General features: G+C 63.1%; 26 protein-coding genes and 1 pseudogene. 14 read left to right on the forward strand and 13 right to left on the reverse strand.

The features are described from left to right. Positions 1-114: 114 nt before the first annotated feature. Positions 115-405 (reverse strand): hypothetical protein, encoded by a 291-nt coding sequence (locus tag ACVW1B_RS20210; RefSeq protein WP_456822090.1) that lies wholly within the window; start codon positions 403-405, stop codon positions 115-117. On the opposite strand from ACVW1B_RS20210, the gene ACVW1B_RS20215 reads away from it, so the two are divergent. The 5 genes from ACVW1B_RS20215 (at position 394) to ACVW1B_RS20235 (ending at position 4,497) form a co-directional block, all read left to right on the forward strand. Continuing rightward, entirely contained in the window at positions 394-615 is a 222-nt protein-coding gene (locus ACVW1B_RS20215) for a hypothetical protein (RefSeq protein WP_253607911.1), read from the forward strand. The two genes, ACVW1B_RS20210 and ACVW1B_RS20215, sit on opposite strands and share 12 nt — an antisense overlap. Positions 616-964: 349 nt before the next feature. After that, a complete protein-coding gene (locus ACVW1B_RS20220; protein WP_253607910.1) occupies positions 965-1,504 on the forward strand; it encodes a hypothetical protein in 540 nt (179 codons plus the stop codon). 585 nt (positions 1,505-2,089) lie between these two features. Beyond that, positions 2,090-2,326: a hypothetical protein gene (locus ACVW1B_RS20225; RefSeq protein WP_253607909.1), complete on the forward strand. Its 237-nt coding sequence runs from the start codon at positions 2,090-2,092 to the stop codon at positions 2,324-2,326. Positions 2,327-3,030: 704 nt separating this feature from the next. Continuing rightward, complete coding sequence (locus tag ACVW1B_RS20230; protein WP_253607908.1) at positions 3,031-3,270, forward strand: hypothetical protein; 240 nt, start codon at positions 3,031-3,033, stop codon at positions 3,268-3,270. Between the two features lie 1,023 nt (positions 3,271-4,293). Beyond that, on the forward strand, positions 4,294-4,497 hold the full coding sequence (locus ACVW1B_RS20235) for a hypothetical protein (RefSeq protein ID WP_253609962.1): 204 nt from the start codon (positions 4,294-4,296) through the stop codon (positions 4,495-4,497). 110 nt (positions 4,498-4,607) lie between these two features. On the opposite strand, the gene ACVW1B_RS20240 is transcribed toward ACVW1B_RS20235, so the two are convergent. The 3 genes from ACVW1B_RS20240 to ACVW1B_RS20250 form a co-directional block, all read right to left on the reverse strand. Continuing rightward, the gene (locus tag ACVW1B_RS20240) at positions 4,608-4,838 is read right to left on the reverse strand and encodes a hypothetical protein (protein ID WP_016848527.1); all 231 of its coding nucleotides are present in this window, start codon (positions 4,836-4,838) and stop codon (positions 4,608-4,610) included. A 97-nt stretch (positions 4,839-4,935) separates the two neighbouring features. Further along, positions 4,936-5,238, reverse strand: a complete 303-nt coding sequence (locus tag ACVW1B_RS20245) for a hypothetical protein (protein WP_076828393.1) — start codon at positions 5,236-5,238, stop codon at positions 4,936-4,938. Between the two features lie 177 nt (positions 5,239-5,415). After that, positions 5,416-5,547, reverse strand: a complete 132-nt coding sequence (locus ACVW1B_RS20250) for a peptidylprolyl isomerase (protein ID WP_253607907.1) — start codon at positions 5,545-5,547, stop codon at positions 5,416-5,418. A gap of 218 nt (positions 5,548-5,765) precedes the next feature. On the opposite strand from ACVW1B_RS20250, the gene ACVW1B_RS20255 reads away from it, so the two are divergent. Both ACVW1B_RS20255 and ACVW1B_RS20260 read left to right on the forward strand, forming a co-directional pair. Further along, positions 5,766-7,241: an amidase gene (locus ACVW1B_RS20255; RefSeq protein ID WP_456822091.1), complete on the forward strand. Its 1,476-nt coding sequence runs from the start codon at positions 5,766-5,768 to the stop codon at positions 7,239-7,241. 38 nt (positions 7,242-7,279) lie between these two features. Continuing rightward, on the forward strand, positions 7,280-7,741 hold the full coding sequence (locus tag ACVW1B_RS20260; protein ID WP_253607905.1) for a PaaI family thioesterase: 462 nt from the start codon (positions 7,280-7,282) through the stop codon (positions 7,739-7,741). Positions 7,742-8,014: 273 nt separating this feature from the next. Here the strand turns inward: ACVW1B_RS20260 and ACVW1B_RS20265 are convergent, their stop codons facing one another. Continuing rightward, entirely contained in the window at positions 8,015-8,308 is a 294-nt protein-coding gene (locus ACVW1B_RS20265; protein ID WP_456822092.1) for an HdeA/HdeB family chaperone, read from the reverse strand. Between the two features lie 377 nt (positions 8,309-8,685). Here ACVW1B_RS20265 and ACVW1B_RS20270 point away from each other — a divergent pair, with 377 nt between their 5' ends. Then, positions 8,686-10,485: an adenylate/guanylate cyclase domain-containing protein gene (locus ACVW1B_RS20270; RefSeq protein WP_253609960.1), complete on the forward strand. Its 1,800-nt coding sequence runs from the start codon at positions 8,686-8,688 to the stop codon at positions 10,483-10,485. Positions 10,486-10,766: 281 nt separating this feature from the next. On the opposite strand, the pseudogene ACVW1B_RS20275 reads toward ACVW1B_RS20270, so the two are convergent. The 3 genes and pseudogenes from ACVW1B_RS20275 to ACVW1B_RS20285 form a co-directional block, all read right to left on the reverse strand. After that, positions 10,767-12,792, reverse strand: a pseudogene (locus ACVW1B_RS20275) (pyrroloquinoline quinone-dependent dehydrogenase). 71 nt (positions 12,793-12,863) lie between these two features. Next, positions 12,864-14,312 carry a caspase family protein gene (locus ACVW1B_RS20280; RefSeq protein ID WP_253607902.1) on the reverse strand — a complete coding sequence of 483 codons (1,449 nt, stop codon included), beginning with the start codon at positions 14,310-14,312 and terminating at the stop codon, positions 12,864-12,866. A gap of 129 nt (positions 14,313-14,441) precedes the next feature. Then, positions 14,442-14,669 (reverse strand): hypothetical protein, encoded by a 228-nt coding sequence (locus ACVW1B_RS20285; protein ID WP_016848541.1) that lies wholly within the window; start codon positions 14,667-14,669, stop codon positions 14,442-14,444. A gap of 158 nt (positions 14,670-14,827) precedes the next feature. Between ACVW1B_RS20285 and ACVW1B_RS20290 the strand changes: the two genes are divergently transcribed. Together ACVW1B_RS20290 and ACVW1B_RS20295 are read left to right on the forward strand one after the other, a co-directional pair. After that, a complete protein-coding gene (locus ACVW1B_RS20290) occupies positions 14,828-15,280 on the forward strand; it encodes a hypothetical protein (protein WP_253607901.1) in 453 nt (150 codons plus the stop codon). Positions 15,281-15,451: 171 nt separating this feature from the next. Then, positions 15,452-16,636, forward strand: coding sequence for a GNAT family N-acetyltransferase (locus ACVW1B_RS20295; protein ID WP_253607900.1), 1,185 nt, complete (start codon positions 15,452-15,454; stop codon positions 16,634-16,636). Positions 16,637-16,914: 278 nt separating this feature from the next. Here ACVW1B_RS20295 and ACVW1B_RS20300 read toward each other — a convergent pair whose 3' ends face one another. The 3 genes from ACVW1B_RS20300 to ACVW1B_RS20310 all read right to left on the reverse strand — a co-directional run bounded on the left by ACVW1B_RS20300 (position 16,915) and on the right by ACVW1B_RS20310 (position 19,193). Then, positions 16,915-17,553 carry an NIPSNAP family protein gene (locus ACVW1B_RS20300; protein WP_168854961.1) on the reverse strand — a complete coding sequence of 213 codons (639 nt, stop codon included), beginning with the start codon at positions 17,551-17,553 and terminating at the stop codon, positions 16,915-16,917. Positions 17,554-17,639: 86 nt separating this feature from the next. Further along, on the reverse strand, positions 17,640-18,305 hold the full coding sequence (locus ACVW1B_RS20305) for a DsbA family oxidoreductase (protein WP_253607899.1): 666 nt from the start codon (positions 18,303-18,305) through the stop codon (positions 17,640-17,642). A 63-nt stretch (positions 18,306-18,368) separates the two neighbouring features. Further along, positions 18,369-19,193, reverse strand: coding sequence for a helix-turn-helix domain-containing protein (locus tag ACVW1B_RS20310; RefSeq protein WP_038385984.1), 825 nt, complete (start codon positions 19,191-19,193; stop codon positions 18,369-18,371). A gap of 94 nt (positions 19,194-19,287) precedes the next feature. Here ACVW1B_RS20310 and ACVW1B_RS20315 point away from each other — a divergent pair, with 94 nt between their 5' ends. Continuing rightward, positions 19,288-19,512, forward strand: coding sequence for a hypothetical protein (locus tag ACVW1B_RS20315; protein WP_253607898.1), 225 nt, complete (start codon positions 19,288-19,290; stop codon positions 19,510-19,512). A 32-nt stretch (positions 19,513-19,544) separates the two neighbouring features. Next, positions 19,545-19,943: a hypothetical protein gene (locus ACVW1B_RS20320; RefSeq protein WP_157343192.1), complete on the forward strand. Its 399-nt coding sequence runs from the start codon at positions 19,545-19,547 to the stop codon at positions 19,941-19,943. Between the two features lie 55 nt (positions 19,944-19,998). On the opposite strand, the gene ACVW1B_RS20325 is transcribed toward ACVW1B_RS20320, so the two are convergent. Together ACVW1B_RS20325 and ACVW1B_RS20330 are read right to left on the reverse strand one after the other, a co-directional pair. Then, positions 19,999-20,157 (reverse strand): hypothetical protein, encoded by a 159-nt coding sequence (locus tag ACVW1B_RS20325; RefSeq protein WP_016844794.1) that lies wholly within the window; start codon positions 20,155-20,157, stop codon positions 19,999-20,001. Continuing rightward, positions 20,154-20,615 carry a group III truncated hemoglobin gene (locus tag ACVW1B_RS20330; protein ID WP_253607897.1) on the reverse strand — a complete coding sequence of 154 codons (462 nt, stop codon included), beginning with the start codon at positions 20,613-20,615 and terminating at the stop codon, positions 20,154-20,156. The genes ACVW1B_RS20325 and ACVW1B_RS20330 overlap by 4 nt, the downstream gene beginning before the upstream one ends. 83 nt (positions 20,616-20,698) lie before the next feature. On the opposite strand from ACVW1B_RS20330, the gene ACVW1B_RS20335 reads away from it, so the two are divergent. Together ACVW1B_RS20335 and ACVW1B_RS20340 are read left to right on the forward strand one after the other, a co-directional pair. Continuing rightward, positions 20,699-21,133, forward strand: coding sequence for an RrF2 family transcriptional regulator (locus tag ACVW1B_RS20335; protein WP_057018350.1), 435 nt, complete (start codon positions 20,699-20,701; stop codon positions 21,131-21,133). Beyond that, positions 21,130-21,420: a DUF6522 family protein gene (locus ACVW1B_RS20340; RefSeq protein ID WP_057018349.1), complete on the forward strand. Its 291-nt coding sequence runs from the start codon at positions 21,130-21,132 to the stop codon at positions 21,418-21,420. The genes ACVW1B_RS20335 and ACVW1B_RS20340 overlap by 4 nt, the downstream gene beginning before the upstream one ends. Position 21,421 lies beyond the last annotated feature (1 nt).

The following is a 21,421-nucleotide window of genomic DNA, read 5'->3' on the forward strand; positions in this document are numbered from 1 at the left end:
AGGGGTTGTGTCATGGGCAGTGACCTACCTTTCAATGCGCTCATTGTGGCGCTCGGGCTGAGCCCCATCGCAATAGTGGCTATCGTCCTATTGATGTGAAAAACGGAGGCCGCCTCAGTTGGCGGCCTCTTTCGGTGCATCAGGCGGCAACGGGATTGGCAACTCAAGCTGATGTTCGAAACCAAATCGTTTGGCGATTTTGTTTTCGTATTCCTGTTTATCCTCGGAGGACTCTGCCATTTCCAGCACTCGCCCTAGGTGCCTGCCCAGCGCGCGCGCTCCGATGATATTCAAAAGCTGAAATAGCTTCTTCGCTCGATCTCCTCCGCGCGTCTTATGCGCCTTGAGAAGTTCGAAGATTTTCCCGCTGCTCTGAGCAAGTGGATAATAGACATGGTTCACCATGCCGCAACGGTGAGCCTGTACGTGGCCCACTACAATCTGTGCCGCGTACATGAGGCACTGCGGACCACGCCGGCGGTCGCGCTGGGCATTGCTGAGCGGGTCTGGACGATTGGTGATTTGCTGGACGCCGTGCTGCCGTTGGAGCCCAACCGGCCGGTTCGCGTACAGCGGAACTTCCGGGTAATTGATGGGGGCAAAGGCCAAAGCTAGATTGGAGTTGTGTGACGAATTGAACACAACTCATTAACTATTGAAGAAACCGTAATTTTTCAGGAACATTTAGGTGTTGACAACTGTTTACACATGCCTAAGTTCTGGGTGTGTCGATGGCCGGTAGGCCAAGGCATCCAAACAAGGAAATCGAGGGGGCCGTTCAATATGCAGAAGCAGCAGGTTGGACGGTTACAATCTCTAATGGGCACGCGTGGGGCCGAATGTATTGCGCCCATCATACACGCGAAGGATGCCAAGTCAGTATTTGGTCAACTCCAAAAAATGCAGAGGGGCATGCAAGGTCTTTGAAGAGATCAGTTGATCGTTGTACGTGCGGGAGATGAAGATGAAAAAGTATGAGTTCACCATCATCGCTTCGGGTCTCGATCCAAACTCTCCTGATTTCGAGGATAAGTTTTTCGAAGCTGGATGCGACGACGCCACTATTGCATTTGTGAAGGGCCGCATTCTTGTTGAGTTCGAGCGCGAGGCTCGGAATTTTATCCACGCCCTTGTCTCAGCCATTGTGGACGTACAAAAGACTGGCGCGGTCGTTGAGCACATTGAGCCGGACTATCTTGTGAGCCTGTCAGACATCGCCGACAGGACCAACATGTCGCGGGCCGCCATCTCTCTATTTGCGAAGGGCGAGCGCGGTCAGGACTTCCCTGCCCCTGTTTCGCGCATCACAAGTGAGAGCCCGCTATGGGACTGGTTCCATGTGGCTCGATGGATGTACAAGCGCGGATCGCTGACGTTAGAAAGCGTAATCCGCGCGAAGATGGTAAGGCAGGTCAACCGCGCCGTCTCAGAAACAGGTGGCCGGCTAGAGCAGTCCCGATACGGTCGTAAGCTATTGCAAGAGATTCATGCAGTAGCCGCATGATCCGAGAGCCCGGCGCGAGCCGGGCTTTTTGGGGCCCCAAAGAAACGGCCCCAGCGAGCGGAGGGTTAATCACGCGAACAGAAGCCACACTATGCTGGCAAGAAGCGAGATGAACGAGACCGCCACGAGACCGACGAGAGCAATCTCCACACCGTCTATCCGATCAGAATACAGCCGCATTGAAATCATCCCTCCCAGCGATAAGGGATCGACTTCTGTAACGGATCGGAAGGTGTCCTAGTTCCCGGCAGCGGGTGTCCTAATTAGGACAGCACCAGCAGACCAAGTGCTGTCCGTCTTTAAGCCCCCGTACCCTAATTTGATTTTTGGAGTGTCCTAGTTCGGATTAAGCGAACGGAAACCGTAGCTTGGCCGGTGTTCTCAGTAGGACTACCGAGGCACCCCATCGGATGTTCTATCCCCGTCCCGCCTTTGACCGAGATCAGGGAATTTAATCTTGAGAGAACGAACCGGGGGCAACGGAACGTGATACGATATCACCATCACCGGCCAAGGCTTTGCCCGTAGGCGTCGGTGGCTGAGAGACCAACAGCGCTCCCGCCTGCATAGGAAGGGAGCGCGGCCATGCCGAACCATTCCACAATAGCGCACCGCGAGATGCAGCTTCGCCATTTGGAGCAAGCCGAGCAGCATATTGCCCAAGGCGAGCGACACATCGCCGAGCAAGAGGAACTGATCGAGCACCTTGCCAATCACGGGCATGATCTAGCGGAAGCGAAGAAGCTTCTGGATAACTTCTACTCATGCCAGGTTTTGCACGTTCAGCACCGCGACCGAATCCGCAGAGAGCTGGGAGAGTAAAGGGCCACCTCAGTTGACGGCCTATTCTCATCTAGCGCACGATTAATTTCCTAGCGTGGCACAAACTGCACTTTGTTTTGGTGGTCATCCCGAGTTAGATTCCAACCTCACGCAGAGGTTGTGTCATGACCAGTGACCTACTTTTTAGAGCGAGCATTGTGGTGCTGGGGCTGTGCCCCATTGCTATCGCTGCGATTGCAATACTCATGTGAGAAAGAGGCCGCCCCACCTTGGCGGCCTCTTTCATTACAGGCCCTTCCCGTCGAATCGCTGCGACATATGACGTGAATCCCGGTCGCGTGAATGAGGTGCTGAAAGGCTCTCGACATCGCGGCAGTCGAGAAGCGGCGCTATCTCGCAGGTCAGCTTGAACTATGAAGCCCGGCGCGAGCCGGGCTTTTTTCTTAGTCCAAAGAATGGCCCCAGCGAGGGGGTACACGCTGAGGCCAAGGCGGTTGGATCATCCATGAGATGACAGGCTCACCCGATCAACAGGGCGCCTATGCCTACGATGAGCGCTACGAACGATATCGCCGCCAACGCCCTGAAGCTGTACTCGACGCCGTCGTGGTGACTGAGCCTGAACACACAGGGAGCTTGCGCCACGGCCTTCGTGTCCGCATTAAAGTAGGCATGTCAGCGTCAGCGCCCTAATTGCGGTTCCAGCCTTAACTTAAGCGAAGATTTTTGAAACGATTCCCACGATGCCGCTTTTATTGCTCATGCAACAGGCGACCGAGGTTCATCTAGTCCGCGTGACGACCGATGACGGCGAGGTCCAAATCTGGCTCGCCGCGACCTCGCGCGAAGAAGCCGTTGACCGAGTGCTGGATGCAATCCCGGAGGGATGGGCTGTTAGCCTCATTCAGCGACAGGTGGCCGCCGATCACATCCCAATTCTCAACATGGCGGTCGGAGAAGTTCGCCGGCATCAGGCGTCCTGAAGAAACGGCCCCAGCGCGTTGGAACGAACGCTGAGGCCGCCTCACCGCGCCGCTACTGGGCAGGGACCGCTCCGAGTGTTGCGGCCCCAGCTGAACTGGATTCTACATAAACAAACGGCCCCACCACCCCGACAGGGAGGCTGAGGCCGAGGAGCGCCCGTGGGGTAGGGAAAGATTCTGGACACCCCCACCTCAAGCTAGAACCTCCATGGCGCGGAAGGGCATTTGCATAAGTGAATGAGTGTCCTGATTTCCCCAAGCGAGCGTCCTAACTAGGCCAGCACCAACGGACCGGTGCCGGCCTGTTTCCATTCACAGTTTGATTTTTCGAGTGGCCCGGTTTGGGTTTAACCCCGTCGTAACCAAGGGTTAGCCGATGTTCTCGGTAGGACTACTGAGAAGGCCCTCAGATGTTCTGGCCCTATAATTTCCTGCGGGTCGCGATCTGTTCTCGCGGAATGTTTACTGGAACAATCGACCCGGCAGTGCCCTTATTTCAGGGCCCCCAGCCAGACAGGTAGCCCCCCGACTGCTGGAGGAAAACCCGCCTCCGGGACGGGTTGGCGGCCCCCTGTCGGGGCCGTTTAAAATTCCGTAGTTCTCCGGCCAAGAACAAAGTTCCGGGCCATGCGACATGCTTCGCGCCCGAAGTTCCCCTGATAATCAACAGGTTAACCTGACAGGCTCGACGGCGTCCGATAACGGCTGGCACAATCTGCATACTACCTTCGTACCCCTCCTGAGCCCTGGAAAAACTCCGTAGCGTTCGACGGAAGACTCAGGTTCCGCCAGTGTTCGTAAGATTGGCCTGCCCAACCAACGCGAATTGCGCGGCGCTGGGCAGCCAACATTGCTGGCGACCGTTCCGTGGCGACGCTGCCGGCGGACGAATCCTTTCCGGAATCCACAACAACGGCTCGAACGGGCGCGGCCTTTCACACGATCTTTTCACGGGTGCTGATCATTACTACAACTAATGGTTTAAATATCGACGACCGCCCTTCATTCGCGGAACCGTTACAGATGATCCACAGGGGCATCGAGTTCAGCGTCACTCAGCTGATGGCCGGCGTCTGGAAATGGCGCTTCCAGATCGGCGATCGCGTCTTCACGGGCAAGACCGAAGCAAAGCTCGATCTTCTGGCAATCCGCCGCGTGCAACTGCGGATTGATCGCGAGCTGAACAATCTGGGGCGGAAACGGACCCGCGGCAGCAATGGGGACTGAGGCACAGTCTATCGTGCACGCCCCGGTGCCCTGACGCGCTGGCCTGCAGAGCTTCGGTTCTAATTAAAATTAGAACACACGAACCGGCGCCCGCTTCGCTCGAAAACGCTTCAATCCGCGCTGGCCAGCCGCCGCATCGTGAACTCGATGTCGCCGCCGGGAAGCTCGCGCCAGCTCTCGACGGCGCTCATATAGGCCGCCTTCGGGTAGCGCTTGAGAAAGTCACGCGCCCTCACGCGGGCCTGATCGCGTGGCAGGCTGAAGGTCTCGCGCAGATAGCCGTCGTCCGGCTTTCGCCGCTCGGCCATCCGGCTGGCGAGATCGCGCGGACGAGACACCATTCCGCAACTCCGGACCAACTGACGACACCCCAATATAGGGGCGGCGGCGGGAGAATCCGAGTCTGCGGGAGACGGACGACGTCGCTCCGAATGGGCGTTACTGGCTGCGCGGCGCGGCGCTTCCCGGCTGCGCCGAGCTTCCGGTCTTGGTCTTCGGCTTGGCGGGATGGGCGGCCGCTTTCGGCGGATCGCTGCGCACGACGCCCCAGGGATCGGACGATCCCTTGGCATCGGGAATCTTGCTGAGCGAGTCCTTGTAGGCCTTGTCCCTGACCGCGTCCTGCTCCTTCTCCTCCTGGGTCCTGGTCTTGACCTCAGGCATCAGGTTGACGTTCGGCATCTGCGCATAGGCCGGCGCCGACAGCAGCACCGCAACCGCAACTGCGCTCAAAACTCTCATAAGAACACTCCCTGCGTTTTCGTCGGCGGTATATCACCGCAAGAAAGCCGCCGCCAAGCGCGCCCGCCCCGGCCCTGGATCATGATGCGTTTCCACGGAATCGCATCATGATCTCATCTCTTTGTTTGAGCATGATCTTTTTCGGAAAACCGGTTTCCACTTTTCCGGATCATGCCCCTAGAGATGGTCTGACTTGCAGGATTTCGGCGACTGCATCCAGTCGTCCCAGATCGGACCGCAGCGCGTGCAACCGCTGAGCGCAAGTCCGATCGCAACCACGCCGCCGAGCACCACCAACCTGCGGAACATGTACGCCCCCACCACTCGCGAGCAGGCGACTGGGCGCCGAAACTGGGGCATTTTCAAGCCGGGCACGGCGCTTGCAGCGCAGCGCAGTGCGCGTCGGAGCGCAGCGCAGTGCGCGTCGGAGCGCAAGCGCGCGTCGGACGGGCTGCCGGCGCGCACTGGTTTGACCGGGCGGCCGCGCAAATTACACTGCGCAACAAAGCAGAAAAGGAATCGATCAAATGACTTTGGCGATGAGCTGGGACGAGTGGACGCAGCACGACGGGACGGCGCTCGCGGAGCGCGTCCGGAACGGCGAGCTGACGCCCCGTGAGCTGGCGTCGCAGGCAGCCAGCACCGTCGCCAAGGTCGATCCCGCGCTCTGCGGCGTCGTCGAGCTGTTCGACGATGTGATCGCCGATCCGGCACGCGACGGCGCCGACCTCGACGGCCCGTTCGCCGGCCTGCCCTTCCTGATGAAGGACCTCGGCCCGACCTTGAAGGGACGGCTGCAGGAGATGGGCTCGCTGATGATGCGCGGCAATCGCGCCGCGGCGGATACCTTCCTGACGGCGAAGATGCGCAAGGCCGGCCTCAATCTGATCGGCCGCACCACGACGCCGGAGTTCGGGGTCTGCAGCTCGGCGGAAAATCCCGCGGTCTATGTCACGCGCAATCCCTGGAACACCGACTACACCACCTGCGGCTCGTCGGCAGGCAGCGCGGCGATGGTCGCCGCCGGTGCGGTGCCGATCGCGCATGCGACCGACGGCGGCGGCTCGATCCGCATTCCCGCCGGGGTCAACGGCAATATCGGCCTGAAAGTCTCGCGCGGCGTGTTCTCGCTCGCGCCGCATCTGTCCGATCTCACCGGGCTGGTCTCGATCCAGGGCTGCCAGTCGCGCACGGTGCGCGACACCGCTGGCTTCGTCGATGCCTGCCGGGGACCTGCGCCCGGCGAGTTCATGCCGTTCTGGACCTCGCCCGAGCCATATGCCGCGATGATCGCGCGTGATCCCGGCCGGCTCAGAATCGCGCTGTCGCACACATGGGGCGACTATCGCGCGACGCCGCACATCACAGCCGAGCTCGAGCGGGTCGGACGTTTCCTCGAAGGCCTCGGCCATCAGGTCGATTACGCACTGCCGGCGATCGACTATCGGGAAGCCTTCGCGGCGCAGACCACCTGCTACATCAGCAATTTCGCCGTCGTGATCGGCAACATGCTCGCCGCGCGCGGCCTCGAGCGGCCGCCGGCGGAGCTGATCGAGCCGATCAACATCCGCATCTGGGAGCATGGCCGCGACTTCAGCTTCGCCGATCGCGCACGCATGCAGGCCGTCTTCAACACCACCTCGCGCGGCTTCGGCGCCTTCTTCGAGGACTGGGACATCATCCTGACGCCGATCACGGCACTGCCGACGCCGAAGGTCGGCACCACGGAATATCTCACCATCAGCGACAATCCGTCGGTGCTGGACTGGTTCGGCAATCTCTGGCGCAACTTCGCCTTCACGCCGCTCGCCAATCTCTGCGGCATCCCCGCGATCTCGCTGCCGCTCGCGACCAACGAGCACGGCCTGCCGCTCGGCATTCAGGCGATCGGAAAGCAAGCGAGTGACGGGCTGTTGCTGCAGCTCGCCGCCCAGATCGAACGGGCGATCGACGGCAAGTGGAATGCGGGCAACACGCCGGCCGTGCATGTCACGCGCAACTAGAACAAGATAGATAGCATCAACAGAGGGAACGGGACGTCATGCAGCAGCAAGCCGAGGAATTCGGGATCGACGACGCGAAACGCGTGCTCGGCGACGTCTTTGCGCCATGGGTGCAGGACCTCAATCTGTCGATCGAGCAGTTCGACATCACGCCGCCTGCCGGCGATGCCGACTGGCAGCCCGGCGCCATCCTGCGCATGCCGTTTTCCGAGCGGTTGTGCCGCAATGGCGGCATCGTCTGCGGCCAGGCGCTGATGGCGTTCGCCGACACCGCGATGGTGCTCGCCAACCTCGCGGCCAACAAGGGCTACCGGCCGATGACGACGGTCGACCAGACCACGCATTTCATGCGCGCGGTGACGGCGTCCGACGTGCTGGCCGACGCTCGCGTGGTCCGGCTCGGCCGCACCATGAGCTTCGGTCGCGTCACGCTATCTTCCGCCACCGACAACAAGCCGGTGGCGATGGTGTCGAGCGCGTTCGCGATGCTGCCGGGATAGGACGCTGAGGCGACGCGCGTGGAATGAACTACGCTGCCTCACCGTCATCCTGAGAGATGTGAGGCTTTGTCCGCATCTACTGTTGTCGTCGCCCGGCTCGACCGGGCGACCCAGTACGCCGCGGCCTATCGGCTCAAGCACGACCGTCTCTGGAATACTGGATCACCCGCATGCGCGGGTGATGACACTGAGCAAGCTGAGTAAACCAATTCCGTCGAGACGCGCGTTCCGCGCTCCTCACCATGAGGGTTCAGGCTAATCACGCTGCAAGATTTACTTGCCGAGCACGGCCTCCGCCGCATTAACGATGCTGATCGTCGGGTTCTTTCCGCAATAGGTGCCGAACTTCTTGGCGTTCTCGGTGAACACGTCGGTGTCGATGATCGCTTCGTCGGAATCGCCCTTGTACCAGCCGTCCATCCACACCAGCACCATCTTGATGGTGTCGTCGCCGCCGTCGACGAACTGCTTGCAGGTCATGGTCGAGAGATCGAGCACGGCCGCGCTGGCCGGTGTCGACGACAGCGCGAGCGCGGCGGCAAGCATGATCGAGGCAGTGATCTTCATCGCAATCTCCATGGGCAATGATCTGGAATGAACCGGTCGCTGGGAAAGCCAGCGTGTCCGCCCGCGACCCGTAAGCGATGCGTTACATCGAACGCAAGCACGGCATCGCGCAAGTTTGCCTGCACGTCGCTTCAGTGCACGGATTGAGAATTCGTGTTTCTGATTTGTGACGGCGCCGCGCTAAAGCGTGATGAGAACAGGGCGTGTAGTCGAGAATCCAGTGTATGCGAGCGGGGATAGCGAGGTCGGTGTCGCTCTCAAAAGCCGACATCGGCGATGCTGCGGTGAATGTCCGCTCGAGGCCATCAGGCGATATTAGCAGTGTAGCCCGATCTCCCGATCCGTCGTACAATATCTCGTCGGTTGGGTTGAGAGCCATGGTGCAGGAGCGGCCATTCCCTGTCGAGCGGAGGTTGTCGGCGATATTAGCCGCCGATGTGGCTGGCTATTCGCGGCTCATGCACGATGACGAGGAGACGACACACGCCAAATTGACAGCGCTCCTGGCGGACGCTGTTGTGCCAGCAATCGCTGAACACGGCGGACGTATCGTGAAGAACACTGGCGATGGGTTCTTGGCGGAGTTTACAAGCTCAGTTGAGGCTGTCCGAGCCGCCATACAGTTTCAGACCCACATCAAGGAACTAACAATCCAAGAGAAGAAAGAAAGGCGCGTTGCCTTCCGCGTGGGAGTCAACATCGGCGACGTAATCGTCGAGGCCCATGACATATTCGGGGACGGCGTTAACATCGCGGCGCGGCTTGAAGGTTTCGCAGAGCCGGGCGGCATCTGCATCTCGTCTTCTGCCTACGATCAAGTGCGAGGCAAGGTCGGCGTTGAGTTCGTCGATTTGGGCGATCAAAACTTCAAAAACATCACCCGCCCGGTCCGGACCTATGCCGTGACGTGGGATGAATCCGGCCCAACGACACGATCTCACCGCACGGAATCGAGCGCGCTTTCACCGCCTCGTCTTTCCATCGTTGTGCTGCCATTCGCCAACCTCAGCGGCGATCCTGAACAGGACTATTTCGTCGACGGTGTAACCGAGAACTTAACGACAGACTTGTCGCGCATCAGTGGCTTGTTCGTAATCGCCCGGAACAGCGCGTTCTCGTACAAGGGCAAAGCAATCGACGTACGGCAAGTCGGCCGCGAGTTGAACGTCCGGTACGTGCTTGGAGGTTCCATGCAGCTCAGCGGCAAGCGGCTTCGAGTGAACGTGCAGCTCACCGATGCAGAAAGCCGCAAACATCTTTGGGCCGAGCGCTTCGAAAAACCTGTCGCCGATCTTTTCGATATGCAGGACGAAATCGTATCAAGGCTCGCCAACTCGTTAGGTGTCCAGCTCTTTGTAGTCGAGGCACGAAAGGCGGAGCGGTTGCTGCACCCCGACGCAATAGACCTGTTCTTTCAGGGTACTGCCTGCTTCTACAACGGGCCGACCCTTGAACACGCGACCCGGGCGCGCGGCTTTTTTGAGCGTGCTTTGGTGATCGATCCCCGAGGGGCCGGAGCGATTTGGGCGTTGATCGGCATGGCAAACGTCGATCTGACAGTGGGAGCCGACCTGCTAACGGACGAGCGAGCCGCGCTTCTTTCGGCAGCCGAAGCGAACGCGATCAAAGCACTTTCACTAGCTCCCAACATTGCCGCGGCCCGTCTGATACTCGCACTCGTCTACATTAACACAAACCGCGCCGCGCAAGGGATTACCGAATGCGAGCAGGCATTAGCACTTGATCGCAATTTGGCTTATGCTCATGGCGTTATCGGTTTAGCCAAACTCTATATGGGTTGTCCTACCGAGACTGAAGGCCATGTACTCGAGGCTCTCCGTCTGTCCCCTCGCGATCTCGTTGCCAACCGGTTGATGCGTTTTGTGGGCACTGCAAAGCTACAGCTCGGTGCGGATGCCGAAGCGGTCAGTTGGCTGCGACGAAGCATTGAGGCCAACCGCACTCATCCTCTTGCCCATTTTTCGCTCGCCGCTGCCTTGGGCTTGCTCGGCGCGCTGGATGAGGCGCGAACTGCTGCGAAAGCGGGATTTGCGCTCAACCCAGGCTTTACGATCCGCCGCTTGCGCGCCGCCAAGATAAGCGACAATCCTATTTATCTCGCGGGACAAGAGCGCCTTTGCGAGGGCATGCGCGTAGCCGGGGTGCCGGAGGGATGATGTCGGAGATGGGTCAAATGCGGCGGTCGAGGATCGTTGATGAGAAGTCCGGACTGCACCCAATACCGGACCAGTCAGAGGCGGCGAAGAACCTGAATTCATCGCGCTTTAGCGGAGCGAGGCGATGCTTGCACAATTTCGGAATAGTGGAAATATAGCCCTGATTTGCCCGACGTGTCAAGTTGCGTTTCGAACGTTGCGTTTCGAACGCCGGCAGCCGCTGGCTCCTTTGCATGGGGTTGTTTTCGATATTTTGGCGGCGCGCCTGCGGCAGGCCGCACCTAAGCGGATCGCGAGCGACGGCTCCGCCGCCAGCGCCACAACAGCGCGACGATGGCGACGAGCACAAGACCGCCGGCCACAGCCTTGGCGGTGAACCGCCCGCCGGGACGATCGATCAGGCGGGGTCCACAGCGAAGCATCCTCGCCCTGGCGCGGCAGGCGAAACGCCACCACGCTATCGCCGATTGAGGTGCCGGCTTCGGAATGGCCGCCGGCGCCGATCACGACGTACTGCTCGCCCTTCCAGAGATAGGTCATCGGATTGGCGACGCCCGGCACCGGAAGCCGGCCGAGCCACAGCTGCTTTCCCGACCTGGCATCGAACGCGCGCAGATAGGCATCCATCGCGCCGGTGAACACCAGGCCGCCCGCGGTGATCGCGACGCCGTTGACCAGCGGCGTGCCGGTATTGAGCGCGATGCCGAGCGGCGCGAGATCCTCGCTGGTGCCGACCGACGAATGCCAGAGGATCTTGCCGGCCTTGAGATCGACCGCCACCGTCTCGCCCCATGGCGGCTTGTTGCAGGGCGACCCGACCGCCGACTTCGCCAGCGCCCGCGACATCGCGAACGGCGCCCCTTCCTGCTGGCCGAATTCATGACCCGGCGGCGGATTGAAGCCCTTGGCCTGGTCGCGCGGAATCAGTGTGACGATGTGCGCCGCATGACTGACATTGGCGTAGAGGAGCTGATTGACCGGATCGAACGCCGCGCCGCCCCAGTTCACCCCGCCGCCTGTCATCGGATAGATCACGGTGCCTTGCGTCGACGGCGGCGTGTAAAGGCCCTCATTACGGGATTGCGCGAGCAGCGTCTCGCAAGCCGAGCTCCCGGTGCCCGGCAGCAGGCCGTCGACATCGTCGGCCGTCATCCGCTGCGTCAGCAGCGGCGGCACATGGGTCGGGAACGGCTGCGTCGGCGACAGCCTCTCGCCCTCGGCACCGTTCTGCGGCACCGCGCGCTCCTCGACCGGCCACACCGGCTTGCCGGTGTCGCGATCGAGCACGAACACAAAGCCCTGCTTGGTCGGCTGGATCACGACGTCGCGCTGACCATCGCCGGTGTCGATCCGCGCCAGCGTCGGCTGCGCCGGCAGGTCGTAGTCCCAGACGTCGTGATGCACGGTCTGGAATGCCCATGCGAGTTCGCCGGTCTCGATCCGCAGCGCGACCACGGAATTGGCGTGCTCGTCATTGCCGGCGCGCTTGCCGCCCCAGAAGTCCGGACTGGGCGATGTCGTCGGCAGGAACACCAGGCCGCGCTCCTCGTCGACCGACATCGGCGCCCAGACATTGCTGTGGCCGGCCTCGACGCCATTATGCACGAGCGGATCGAAGCTCCAGCGCGGCTGGCCGGTTCGCGCATCGAAGGCGCGCACCGCGCCGAGCGGCGCGTCGACCCGCCGGTTGTCGCCGATCGCGGACCCCACCACGACCACGCCGCGTCCCGTCACCGGCGCCGACGTGATCTGAAACTCGCCCGGCCATTCCAGCTTCATGCCAACGTCGATCTTGATCTCGCCACCGTTGCCGAAATCGGCGCAAGGCTTGCCGGTTCTGGCGTCGAGCGCGATCAGGCGCCTGTCGTTGGTGCCGGTGAAGATGCGTGACTTGCAGGCGGCGCCTTCCGCCGCGCGATCATCCGTCCAGTACGCGACGCCGCGGCAGACAAAGCGATTGGCCGGCCGTTGCGCCATGCTGATCTTCGGATCGAAACGCCATTTCTGCGCACCGGTGCCGGGATCGAGCGCGATCACTTCGTTGAACGGCGTGCAGAGGATCAGGCTGTCCTCGACGAACAGCGGCGTCACCTCGAACTTGGTGCGCTTCATGACCTCGGGCGGGCGAGTATCGAGATCGCCGGTGCGGAATTCCCAGCCGCGCAGCAGCTTGCCGACATTGTCTGATGTGATCTGCGTCAGCGGCGAGAAGCGTTGTCCGCCGCGGTCGCCGCCCCAATACTCCCAGGCGCGCGCCGGCTGACCACACAGCAGCAGCGCGGCAAGCAGGCAAAACAGCGACCGCATCGCGTCCTCCCCCAGGATGCGATCACCGGGCGCCGCATCTCATGCGGGAAAGCATTTACGCGATCGTCGCGTCAGTATCCACCCCGGCGATAGCCGCCGCCGTAGTTACCGCGATAACCACCACCGCCGCCGCCGATGCCGATCCCGATTCCGATTCCGATCGGCGGTCCGGCAGGCTCGTAGACCACGGTTGGAGGCGGACGGCGCACCACCACGACGTCGTCCTCAACGACGACGCGCTGCGGGCGCTTGCCCGCGCGCCGCGGCGGATCGGGATCGGCACGCTTTTTCACCGGCACGTTGGCCCTCTGCTGCAGCGGCTGTTGCGGCGGCGCCGCGTTGCAGGGACAGGTCGGTGCCGCCAGCGCGACGCTGGTCGCGGGCACGCTGAGCGCGACGGCGGGCGCCGGATCGGGACGGTAGCGCAGCCGTTCGATCATCTTGCGCGCGGTCGCTGTCAGGTCGGTGTCAGGATATTGCGCGAGGAAGCCGCGATAGGCCGCCGCCGTGTTGATGAGGATCGCGTTATTCCACGCTAGCATGCGGCGATGCCGGTCGAGCCAGTCGCGCGCCTGCAGGCCGCGCGGCGTGCCGGCGAAGATCGCGGCGAAGGCCTCATAGGATTCGTCGGAGCCATCGATCACCATCAGTTCATTCGCGGCCTCGATCGGCTTGCCCTGCAATTCGCGCTTCCATTCGTCGACGGTGCGTTTGGCCGCGGCCGGCGGCGGCGTCACTGCGGGCGACGCCGCAGCACCCGCCATGAAACGGAAGTCGTCGGTGAGCGAGGACGAGTCCCACGGCGTCTGGCGGCCGTCAGTTGCCTTGTTCACCGCCAGGCGAACGCGCTTGAAGGTGTCCTCGATCGGGATACCCGGCTCCTTGGCCGAGGCCAGCAACGCGGTGGTGTAGGGGCTGTTGGCGCCGCTGCCGTCCTCGGCTTCCGCTCCCGGCGAGGTCGAGAACGAGACAAACGTGCCGGGCGCGCCGACCCTGGCATCGACGATGGCGAGCCCATGCCCCGCGGTCTTGCTGAGTTCCGGGAATGGATTGTTGCGGCAGGCATCGAGCAGCACGATGCGCATCCGACTCGGAACTGAGGTGAGCGTATTCAGGACGTCGTTGAGCCGAACCGCCTGGATCGGGATATCAGCCTCGCGCTTCGGATCGACATCGACCGGCACCAGATAGTTCTCGCCGTCGATCTGCAGGCCATGCCCGGCATAGAACACCAGCGCCACGGTATCGGCGCCTTTCGCCGCCACCTGGCCAGCGAAATCGCTGAGCCGTGCGCGCATCTCGTCCTGCGACAGGTCCGATGCGGCCGTCACCGCAAATCCGGCATCGGTCAGCATTTGCGACACAGCCTTGGCGTCGTTGGCCGGATTCGGCAGCGCGGGCACCGACTTGTAGGCCGACTGCCCGATCACCAGCGCCAGCCGGTTTTCCGCCGACGCCGGCACGGCGCCGAGCAGGATCGCTGCCGGAACGATCAGGCTGAGGAGCGAACGGCGAAGCATGGCGACCTCCGACAATGACATCGAAGATGGGTCGGAGGCCGTCAGGCCAAGGTTCATGCCTTGCGGCAAATGTGCTGCCGACCGACGCCGGTCGAATGTCGAATGGCCGCCGAGACCTGGTGAGGCCGGCTATTTCGGCTTCTTGGCCGGATCCGCTGCCGGCTTGGTGACACCCCAGGGATCGTATTTCTCCTTGGGCTCGGGGATCCGATCGAGCGCGGCCTTGTAGGCCTTCTCGTCGACCTTGGGCTTCTGCTCCGTCTTCGTATCGCCTCCACCGCCCCCGCGCCGGCCCTGGGCCAGGGTGGGTGTCGCGAGCAGCGCCAGAATGACGGCAGCAACCGTGAAGCGTTTCATGTCAGTCTGTCTCCCCGCCGCCGCAGCAACATCCGGTAATACCTCTACCCCAACGATAACTTGTCGCTCGACATTTGTTGATCGACAAAGCGCCGCCTGATGCGAATTCAGCGCCACCAGGGGGCGCAATCCTGACGGCGGCACATTAAATGCGCTGAATGGGACAGGGACAAGTACATCTGGCGGCGCTGCTGGCCGGCGTCGCCTTAATATTGAGTGGCTGCGGGCTGGCGGACAGCCACGCCGTGTGGCCGGAGGCCTTGAAGGTCAAGGCCGCCGAGCCGGCGCCGCTCGAGATGCCTCCGGACGTCAAACGGCTGGTCGCGGGCAAGCTGGATTCGGTGTTCACGGCCGGTTCACAGCCGACCCATGTGCGGGTCTCCGCCCCGCTGCACGACCCGCGCGGCACCGGCTGGACCGCCTGCGTGCGCGCCGAACTGACATCGGTGATCGGCAAGCCGCTGGGGACGCAGACCTATCGCGTCTTCATCAATGAAGGCTCGATCTTCGATCGCCGGCAGGTCGGGGCCGACGACAATTGCGTGACGGAGACTTACGAACCGGTCGAGAGCACCGTTGCGGCGGAAGCGCAACGGAGCGCCAAACCCTAGCGCTTGAGCCGGCGACCCGGCCGGGCCGCCGCGCACCGGTATGCTGAACGGCCCGTTAACACGACCGTTCAAATTGCGCGGTGGCCTCAACGGCATTTTCCATTTCTTTCCACTAGCGTTGCCCTGACGAACGCAAGGCCAATCAGCCTCGCGGACTGGGGAAACAGGGACGTGGCCGATATTGCTGACCAGGCAATGATCCACCGTGCATCGCGCAAGGATGCCACGGACGATCGCACCTTGCCGCCGTTGTCGGCCACGCCGCTCAATGCATGGCGCGCGCTTGCCGCGCGCGCGATCGAGGCCAATGGCTACTATCAGGCGGACTGGGAATTGGCGGTCGATGCCTCCGCGCGCGGCCGCACCGGCGCGGCGCTGCTCAGCGCCGCCGGCGATGCCGGGCAACTGATCGGGCTGTTGCCGGTCGTTCCGATGCGGCGGATCTACCGGATTCCCCTGCCCGCTTTGGTCGGCGCCGAACCTTATGGCACGCTGTGCACGCCGCTGCTCGACCGCGACGCCGCCGAGGAAGCGGTGGGCAAGATGCTGCGGCAGGCGCGCAATGCGGGCGCGCATGCGCTGATCCTGCGCACCATGTCGCTCGAGGGCCCGGCCATGGCGGCGATCCGCGCGGTGCTGGCCCGAGACGGGTTGCAGCCGCGCATAGTGAGCGCCTATCAGCGCGCCCAGTTGGATGCGACGCGCGATGCCGACGAATTGTTGCGCGACGCGCTCGGGCCCAAGAAGCTGAAGGAGCTGCGCCGCCAGCATCATCGCCTGTCCGACCACGGCGCGGTGCGCTTCGATGTCGCCTGCACGCCGCGCGAGGTTGCGACGGCGCTCGAGACTTTCCTTGTCCTCGAAGCCGGTGGCTGGAAGGGAAAGCGCGGCACGGCGCTGAGCCAGCATGCCGGCGATGCGGCCTTCATCCGCCGCGCGACGTCGGCAATGGCCGAAGCCGGCCGCTGCGAGATCATCACGCTGCATGCGGGCGACACGCCGGTCGCGGGCGGCATCGTGGTGCGCCACCAGGACCGCGCCTTCTTCTTCAAGATCGGCGTCGACGAGCGCTTTGCGAAACATTCGCCCGGCACGCAGTTGACGCTGGAGCTGACGCGCCATCTCTGCGCCGATCCCGCGATCAATTCGGCCGATTCCACCGCGGCGCCCGGCCACCCCATGATCGACCCGATCTGGCGCGGCCGCTTCGCGATCGGCGACGTCTTGCTGCCGCTGCGGCGCCGCGATCCGCTGGTGCCGGCCATTCACGCCGCGCTGACCCTGAACAACTTCGCCTACGAAGGGGCGCGCGGCGCCGTCCGCTTCATCCGCAGCCGGCGCGGCAAGCCCGAATAATGCGGTTTACCCTTTCGTAGGCATGCAGACACATCGGGAAACAAGTGACTGCTGCCGTCAGGTTGGTGTCAGCTGGCCCGACTAGCGTTGCGGCGCGCTGGTTCTCAGACGGCGCGCGCCCTTGCTTCGAAAGCCTCATCTGATGGAAACATCGGATGGGGCTTTTTGCCGGCGCTCGCGACGTCCTGACGGCAAACGAAAAGGCCGCCTCAACCGGCGGCCTCTCTGTCTCGCGCTCGGCGCATCATTGGGAAACGCGGCGCGACCAGCGCCTGCCCTTACTGCAACGGCGAGTGCGGTGCCGGCAGCATGATGGTCGAGTGCATCTCCTCGAGCACCTGCGTGCCCTTGCTCAAAAATTCCAGCCAGGCCGGATCCTTCATCGCATTGCCGCGTGCGGCGGCGCGGGCGTTGAGATCGGGATAGGCCCAGATGTGGCAGACCTCGTTGGGCTGCCCGGCTTCGGTGGTCCAGAGACCGACGATCTTGGAGTATTTCTCGCGCTCCGGCATCACGCCGGTGATCAGATCGAGCCATTGCTTGGCGCCGCCGACCGGCTTGGCGCGGTAGTTGCGGAATTCGTAGATGTTGCCTGATGTCGCCGGCGCCACCGGCGGGATGATTGCATTGAGCAGCCGCACCTCCTGCCGCACCAGCAGCGGACGGATCACCGGAATATACTCGCCGGTCCAGCGCGGGTTCTTGGCGAGCTCGGCGCGCAGCCGCGTCCGCTCGTTGAGATCGGCGTAGCTCCACATGTGCATGACCTGATTGAGCGGACCGATCTCGGTGATCCAGTAGCCTTCCAGCTTGCCGAAATTGTCGGCGCGGATATCGCGCGAGATCGTGCTCGCCGCCTTCACCATCTCGCCGACGGCGCCTGGACGGACCGTATAGGTGCGCAGCTCATAGATCATGGTGGTCTCCCCTGATTGTTTCCGATGGATGATGTGGGCAAACGAAAAAGCCCGGCATGAGCCGGGCTTTCGATAGGGATTGCGGACTACTCCGCAGCCTCTGTGTTGATCTCGGCCGAGACCTGGCGGATGGCGCGGGCGAGCTGCTCGGCCGGCTGGGCGCCGGACACCGCGTATTTCTGCGCGAACACGAAGGTCGGCACGCCGGAAATACCCTTCTCGGCGGCCTCCTGGGCCTGCGCCGAGACCAGGGCGACATCCTCGTCGGTGGCAAGACGCTTGCGCACGTCGTCGGCATCGAGCCCGACATCGCTTGCCGCCTGCACCAGCACGTTGCTGTCGGTGAGATCGCCGCCGTCGCGGAAATACAGCTCCATCAGCCGCTGCTTCATCTCGGCCGCCTTGCCCTTGGCCTCGGCCCAATGGATCAGGCGATGGCAGTCGATCGTGTTGGGCTGCCGCTTGACGAGCTCGGGATGGTAGGTGAGCCCCTCCTCATTGGCGGCCGCGACCACGCGGCCGGCGATGCCCTTATAGGCATCGACCGAGCCGAACTTGGCGGTGAGATATTCCTCGCGGCTGATGCCCTCGCGCGGCACCCAATTGTTGAGGAAGAACGGCCGCCAATGCACCTCGACCGGCACATCGGGCACCAGCTTGAGCGCATCCTCGATCCGATGCTTGCCGATATAGCACCAGGGGCAAACGACGTCGGAGACGATGTCGAGGCGAAGCGGCTTCAGATCGCTCATGGCGGGGTTCCCGGCGGAAAATGGAACCCCAAGGTTAGGCCGAACGCGCCCCAAGACAAGCCGCTATTTCATACTGGCTGCCATCTGCCGCATCCGCTCGGCGGTCAGCTCATCGGCCGGGAAGAAGGTCTCCAGCGCCAGTTCCTGCAGCGTGATGTCGACCGGCGTGCCGAACACCATGGTGGTCGAGATGAAGCTCAGGATCTCGCCATTGAGGCGGAGCTTGAAGGGAAGCGCGACGTTGTTGTCGGTGGTGATCGGGGCCGACCGCGCCGGGATCGGATAGGACTTCAGGTCCTGGTAGAGCTTGAGCAGCTCCGGATCGGCCGTTGCCTCGCATTGCCGATGCAGCCGCTCCAGAAGATGCGCGGCCCATTCCGCGAGGTTCACGGTGCGCGGGGCGAGGCCCTCGGGGTGGAAGGCAAGCCGCAGGATGTTGAAGGGCTGGCCGAGCAGCCGCTGCGGCACGCCCTCGAGCAGCGGCGCCACCATGCGGTTGGCGGAGACCAGATTCCAGTGCCGGTCATAGGCCAGCGCCGGATTCGGCTCGTGCGCCTTCAGCACCAGGTTGATGGCCTCGCGCGCCGATTTCAGCGCCGGATCATCCAGCGAGCGTTGCGGGAATGCGGGCGCGAAACCCGCGGCGACCAGCAGTACGTTGCGTTCGCGTAGGGGCACGTCGAGGCGCTCCGCCAGTTTGAGGACCATGTCGCGCGACGGCGCCGAGCGGCCGGTCTCGACGAAGCTCAAATGCCGCGCCGAGATCTCGGCATCGACGGCAAGGTCGAGCTGGCTGAGATGACGGCGCTGCCGCCACTCGCGCAGGTGCTCGCCGATCGGGACGGGTTTGGCGGGCTCGGCCCGCGCCATGGATGCATGTGCGTTCATGGTGCAAAACCTACCATGCGGAATTCGCCCGTTCCATTACGCCTGAGGTAATCGAATTGGCGCGCCGGCCGGATCATCTTCGACGACACAGGAGATGACCATGCTGATGCTGTCCCTTGTCCGCGTCCTCGCCGTCCTGCTCCCGTGGCTGGTGCATCTGGCCACCTGGCTGCTGGCGCGCTCGCTCAACATGCCGCAGCCGCTCGTGCACGCGACCGGCGTGTTCGTCTTCGCGCAGGTCTATGCGGTCGAGATGAGGGTCGGCAAGGCGCTGTGTCCGCTCCGGCTGTGGCGTCAGCTGCAGTCGCAGTTCCGCTGACCACCCCCATCCCAACCAGAGGAGACACTGCCATGATCCATTCGTCCCAGCTGCTGCGCCGCGCCTTGCTTGCCGACGCCGTCTTCAGCGGCGTATCCGCCATAGCCATGGTGCTCGACGCCGGCGCGCTGGCATCGCTGCTCGGCCTGCCGGAAGCGCTGCTGCGCGAGACCGGCCTGTTCCTGATCGCTTATACCGCGCTGGTCGGCTGGCTCGGCACGCGCATGTCGGTGCCGAAGCCGCTGGTGATGCTGGTGGTCGTCGGCAACGCGGCCTGGACGCTCGCCAGCATCGCGCTGCTGCTGTCGGGCGCGGTGTCGCCGAACCTCTTCGGGACCATCGTGATCCTGGCCCAGGCGATCGCCACCGGCGTTTTCGCCGAGCTGCAATATGTCGGGCTGCGCCGCAGCGGTGAGGCGGTCGCGGCGTAAATCGAATACCGGACGTGACGAGCGGCCGTCGCGGCAAACGCGGCGGCCGTTTCCGTCAGCTCAGCACGACCGCGACGATCATGCCGGCAAAGGTCAGCGCCAGGCCGATGATCAGCATCGGCACCAGACTGCTGCCGGAAAACGGATCGGCCTGATCCTGATGAAACCACGCGCCGTCGATGGCGCGCGCAATTGCCTTCGCCCTGTTCCTCATTGCACTGCTCCTGCTTCGCTTCGCCTGTAACGCTCGCCGACCGCCAGCATCACGCCCTGTCCGCTGGCGACGCCCATCTCGAGGCTCGAGGCGATGCGCCGCGCGCGATCGATGAAATGCGCCGCCGCGTCAGGCGGGCACAGCTCGGCCGCGGTCGCTTCGAACAGTTCGAGCCAGCGGTCGAAATGCGCGGCGTCGATCGGCAGTGGCATATGCTTGATCATCGGCGTGCCGTGATAGCGCCCGGTCATCAGCGCGACCGAGGACCAGAACGCGCACATCTGCGCCAGATGCGGCTCCCAATTGCTGATCCTGGTCTCGAACACCGGCCCGATCATCGGGTCCTTGCGGACCTTGGCGTAGAAGGCGTGCACCAGCTGCTCGATCATGGCCTCGGTGATCCCGGTCCGCGCGACAATCCCGGCGGTGATCTGCTCGCGGCGCTCTGCTCCTGTCATGGCTTACATCCTAAATAGGTATTTCAAATGCCTATTTAGCCTGCTATAGCTGATCCGCCAAGTGCTGATTTCGAAGGGCTTCCATGCGCCTGACATCGTTCACGGATTTTGCGCTCCGCGCCCTGATGCGGCTGGCCGGCGAGCCGGACCGGTCGTTTGCGACCAGCGAGATCGCGGCCGAGTTCGACATTTCCCGCAATCACCTCGCCAAGGTGGTGCGCGACCTTGCCGACGCCGGCTTCATTGCCACCCAGCGCGGCGCCGGTGGCGGGTTTTCGCTGGCACGGCCGGCGGAGACCATCACCCTCGGCCAGGTTGTCCGTGCGCTGGAAGGCGACAGCGCGCTGGTCGAATGTTTCAGGGATGATGGCGGAGATTGTCTGCTGCTGCCGCGCTGCCGGCTGAAGGCGAAGCTTGCGGCGGCACGCGAGGCCTTCATGCGCGAGCTCGACGGAACGACGCTCGCCGAATGCGCCTACCTGCCGCGTCCCGTCCGCCATCCCGCGAGGGCATCATGACGACGATCACATTCTCGGACGGCGCGTTCGAGGTCGACGCCAACATCGTCGCCGAAGGCCTCGGCATCGCGGTTCCGCTGCTGCAGGCCGGGATGCGCTCGGGCGCAATCACGACGCGCTCGGAGCGCGGGCTCGACGCCGATCAGGGGCGCCATCGCCTCACATTCTTCTCGGGGAGCAAGCGTTTCCGTCTCGTTATCGACGAGCACGGCACGATCATCCAGCGCTCGACGCTGGATTTCGGCAATTCCCCGTTGCCACGCGCGGCGCACCGGCCGAGCGGCTAGA

This window comes from Bradyrhizobium sp. USDA 4502, from assembly GCF_054063355.1.

Excerpts from the sequence above, each read along its gene's own strand:
- ACVW1B_RS20215 (WP_253607911.1), top strand. The coding sequence starts at position 394 with ATGGTTCACCATGCCGCAACGGTGAGCCTGTACGTGGCCCACTACAAT.
- ACVW1B_RS20210 (WP_456822090.1), bottom strand. The coding sequence starts at position 405 with ATGGTGAACCATGTCTATTATCCACTTGCTCAGAGCAGCGGGAAAATC.
- ACVW1B_RS20220 (WP_253607910.1), top strand. The coding sequence starts at position 965 with ATGAAAAAGTATGAGTTCACCATCATCGCTTCGGGTCTCGATCCAAAC.
- ACVW1B_RS20225 (WP_253607909.1), top strand. The coding sequence starts at position 2,090 with ATGCCGAACCATTCCACAATAGCGCACCGCGAGATGCAGCTTCGCCAT.
- ACVW1B_RS20230 (WP_253607908.1), top strand. The coding sequence starts at position 3,031 with ATGCCGCTTTTATTGCTCATGCAACAGGCGACCGAGGTTCATCTAGTC.
- ACVW1B_RS20235 (WP_253609962.1), top strand. The coding sequence starts at position 4,294 with ATGATCCACAGGGGCATCGAGTTCAGCGTCACTCAGCTGATGGCCGGC.
- ACVW1B_RS20240 (WP_016848527.1), bottom strand. The coding sequence starts at position 4,838 with ATGGTGTCTCGTCCGCGCGATCTCGCCAGCCGGATGGCCGAGCGGCGA.
- ACVW1B_RS20245 (WP_076828393.1), bottom strand. The coding sequence starts at position 5,238 with ATGAGAGTTTTGAGCGCAGTTGCGGTTGCGGTGCTGCTGTCGGCGCCG.
- ACVW1B_RS20250 (WP_253607907.1), bottom strand. The coding sequence starts at position 5,547 with ATGTTCCGCAGGTTGGTGGTGCTCGGCGGCGTGGTTGCGATCGGACTT.
- ACVW1B_RS20255 (WP_456822091.1), top strand. The coding sequence starts at position 5,766 with ATGACTTTGGCGATGAGCTGGGACGAGTGGACGCAGCACGACGGGACG.
- ACVW1B_RS20260 (WP_253607905.1), top strand. The coding sequence starts at position 7,280 with ATGCAGCAGCAAGCCGAGGAATTCGGGATCGACGACGCGAAACGCGTG.
- ACVW1B_RS20265 (WP_456822092.1), bottom strand. The coding sequence starts at position 8,308 with ATGAAGATCACTGCCTCGATCATGCTTGCCGCCGCGCTCGCGCTGTCG.
- ACVW1B_RS20270 (WP_253609960.1), top strand. The coding sequence starts at position 8,686 with ATGGTGCAGGAGCGGCCATTCCCTGTCGAGCGGAGGTTGTCGGCGATA.
- ACVW1B_RS20280 (WP_253607902.1), bottom strand. The coding sequence starts at position 14,312 with ATGCTTCGCCGTTCGCTCCTCAGCCTGATCGTTCCGGCAGCGATCCTG.
- ACVW1B_RS20285 (WP_016848541.1), bottom strand. The coding sequence starts at position 14,669 with ATGAAACGCTTCACGGTTGCTGCCGTCATTCTGGCGCTGCTCGCGACA.
- ACVW1B_RS20290 (WP_253607901.1), top strand. The coding sequence starts at position 14,828 with ATGGGACAGGGACAAGTACATCTGGCGGCGCTGCTGGCCGGCGTCGCC.
- ACVW1B_RS20300 (WP_168854961.1), bottom strand. The coding sequence starts at position 17,553 with ATGATCTATGAGCTGCGCACCTATACGGTCCGTCCAGGCGCCGTCGGC.
- ACVW1B_RS20305 (WP_253607899.1), bottom strand. The coding sequence starts at position 18,305 with ATGAGCGATCTGAAGCCGCTTCGCCTCGACATCGTCTCCGACGTCGTT.
- ACVW1B_RS20310 (WP_038385984.1), bottom strand. The coding sequence starts at position 19,193 with ATGAACGCACATGCATCCATGGCGCGGGCCGAGCCCGCCAAACCCGTC.
- ACVW1B_RS20315 (WP_253607898.1), top strand. The coding sequence starts at position 19,288 with ATGACCATGCTGATGCTGTCCCTTGTCCGCGTCCTCGCCGTCCTGCTC.
- ACVW1B_RS20320 (WP_157343192.1), top strand. The coding sequence starts at position 19,545 with ATGATCCATTCGTCCCAGCTGCTGCGCCGCGCCTTGCTTGCCGACGCC.
- ACVW1B_RS20325 (WP_016844794.1), bottom strand. The coding sequence starts at position 20,157 with ATGAGGAACAGGGCGAAGGCAATTGCGCGCGCCATCGACGGCGCGTGG.
- ACVW1B_RS20330 (WP_253607897.1), bottom strand. The coding sequence starts at position 20,615 with ATGACAGGAGCAGAGCGCCGCGAGCAGATCACCGCCGGGATTGTCGCG.
- ACVW1B_RS20335 (WP_057018350.1), top strand. The coding sequence starts at position 20,699 with ATGCGCCTGACATCGTTCACGGATTTTGCGCTCCGCGCCCTGATGCGG.
- ACVW1B_RS20340 (WP_057018349.1), top strand. The coding sequence starts at position 21,130 with ATGACGACGATCACATTCTCGGACGGCGCGTTCGAGGTCGACGCCAAC.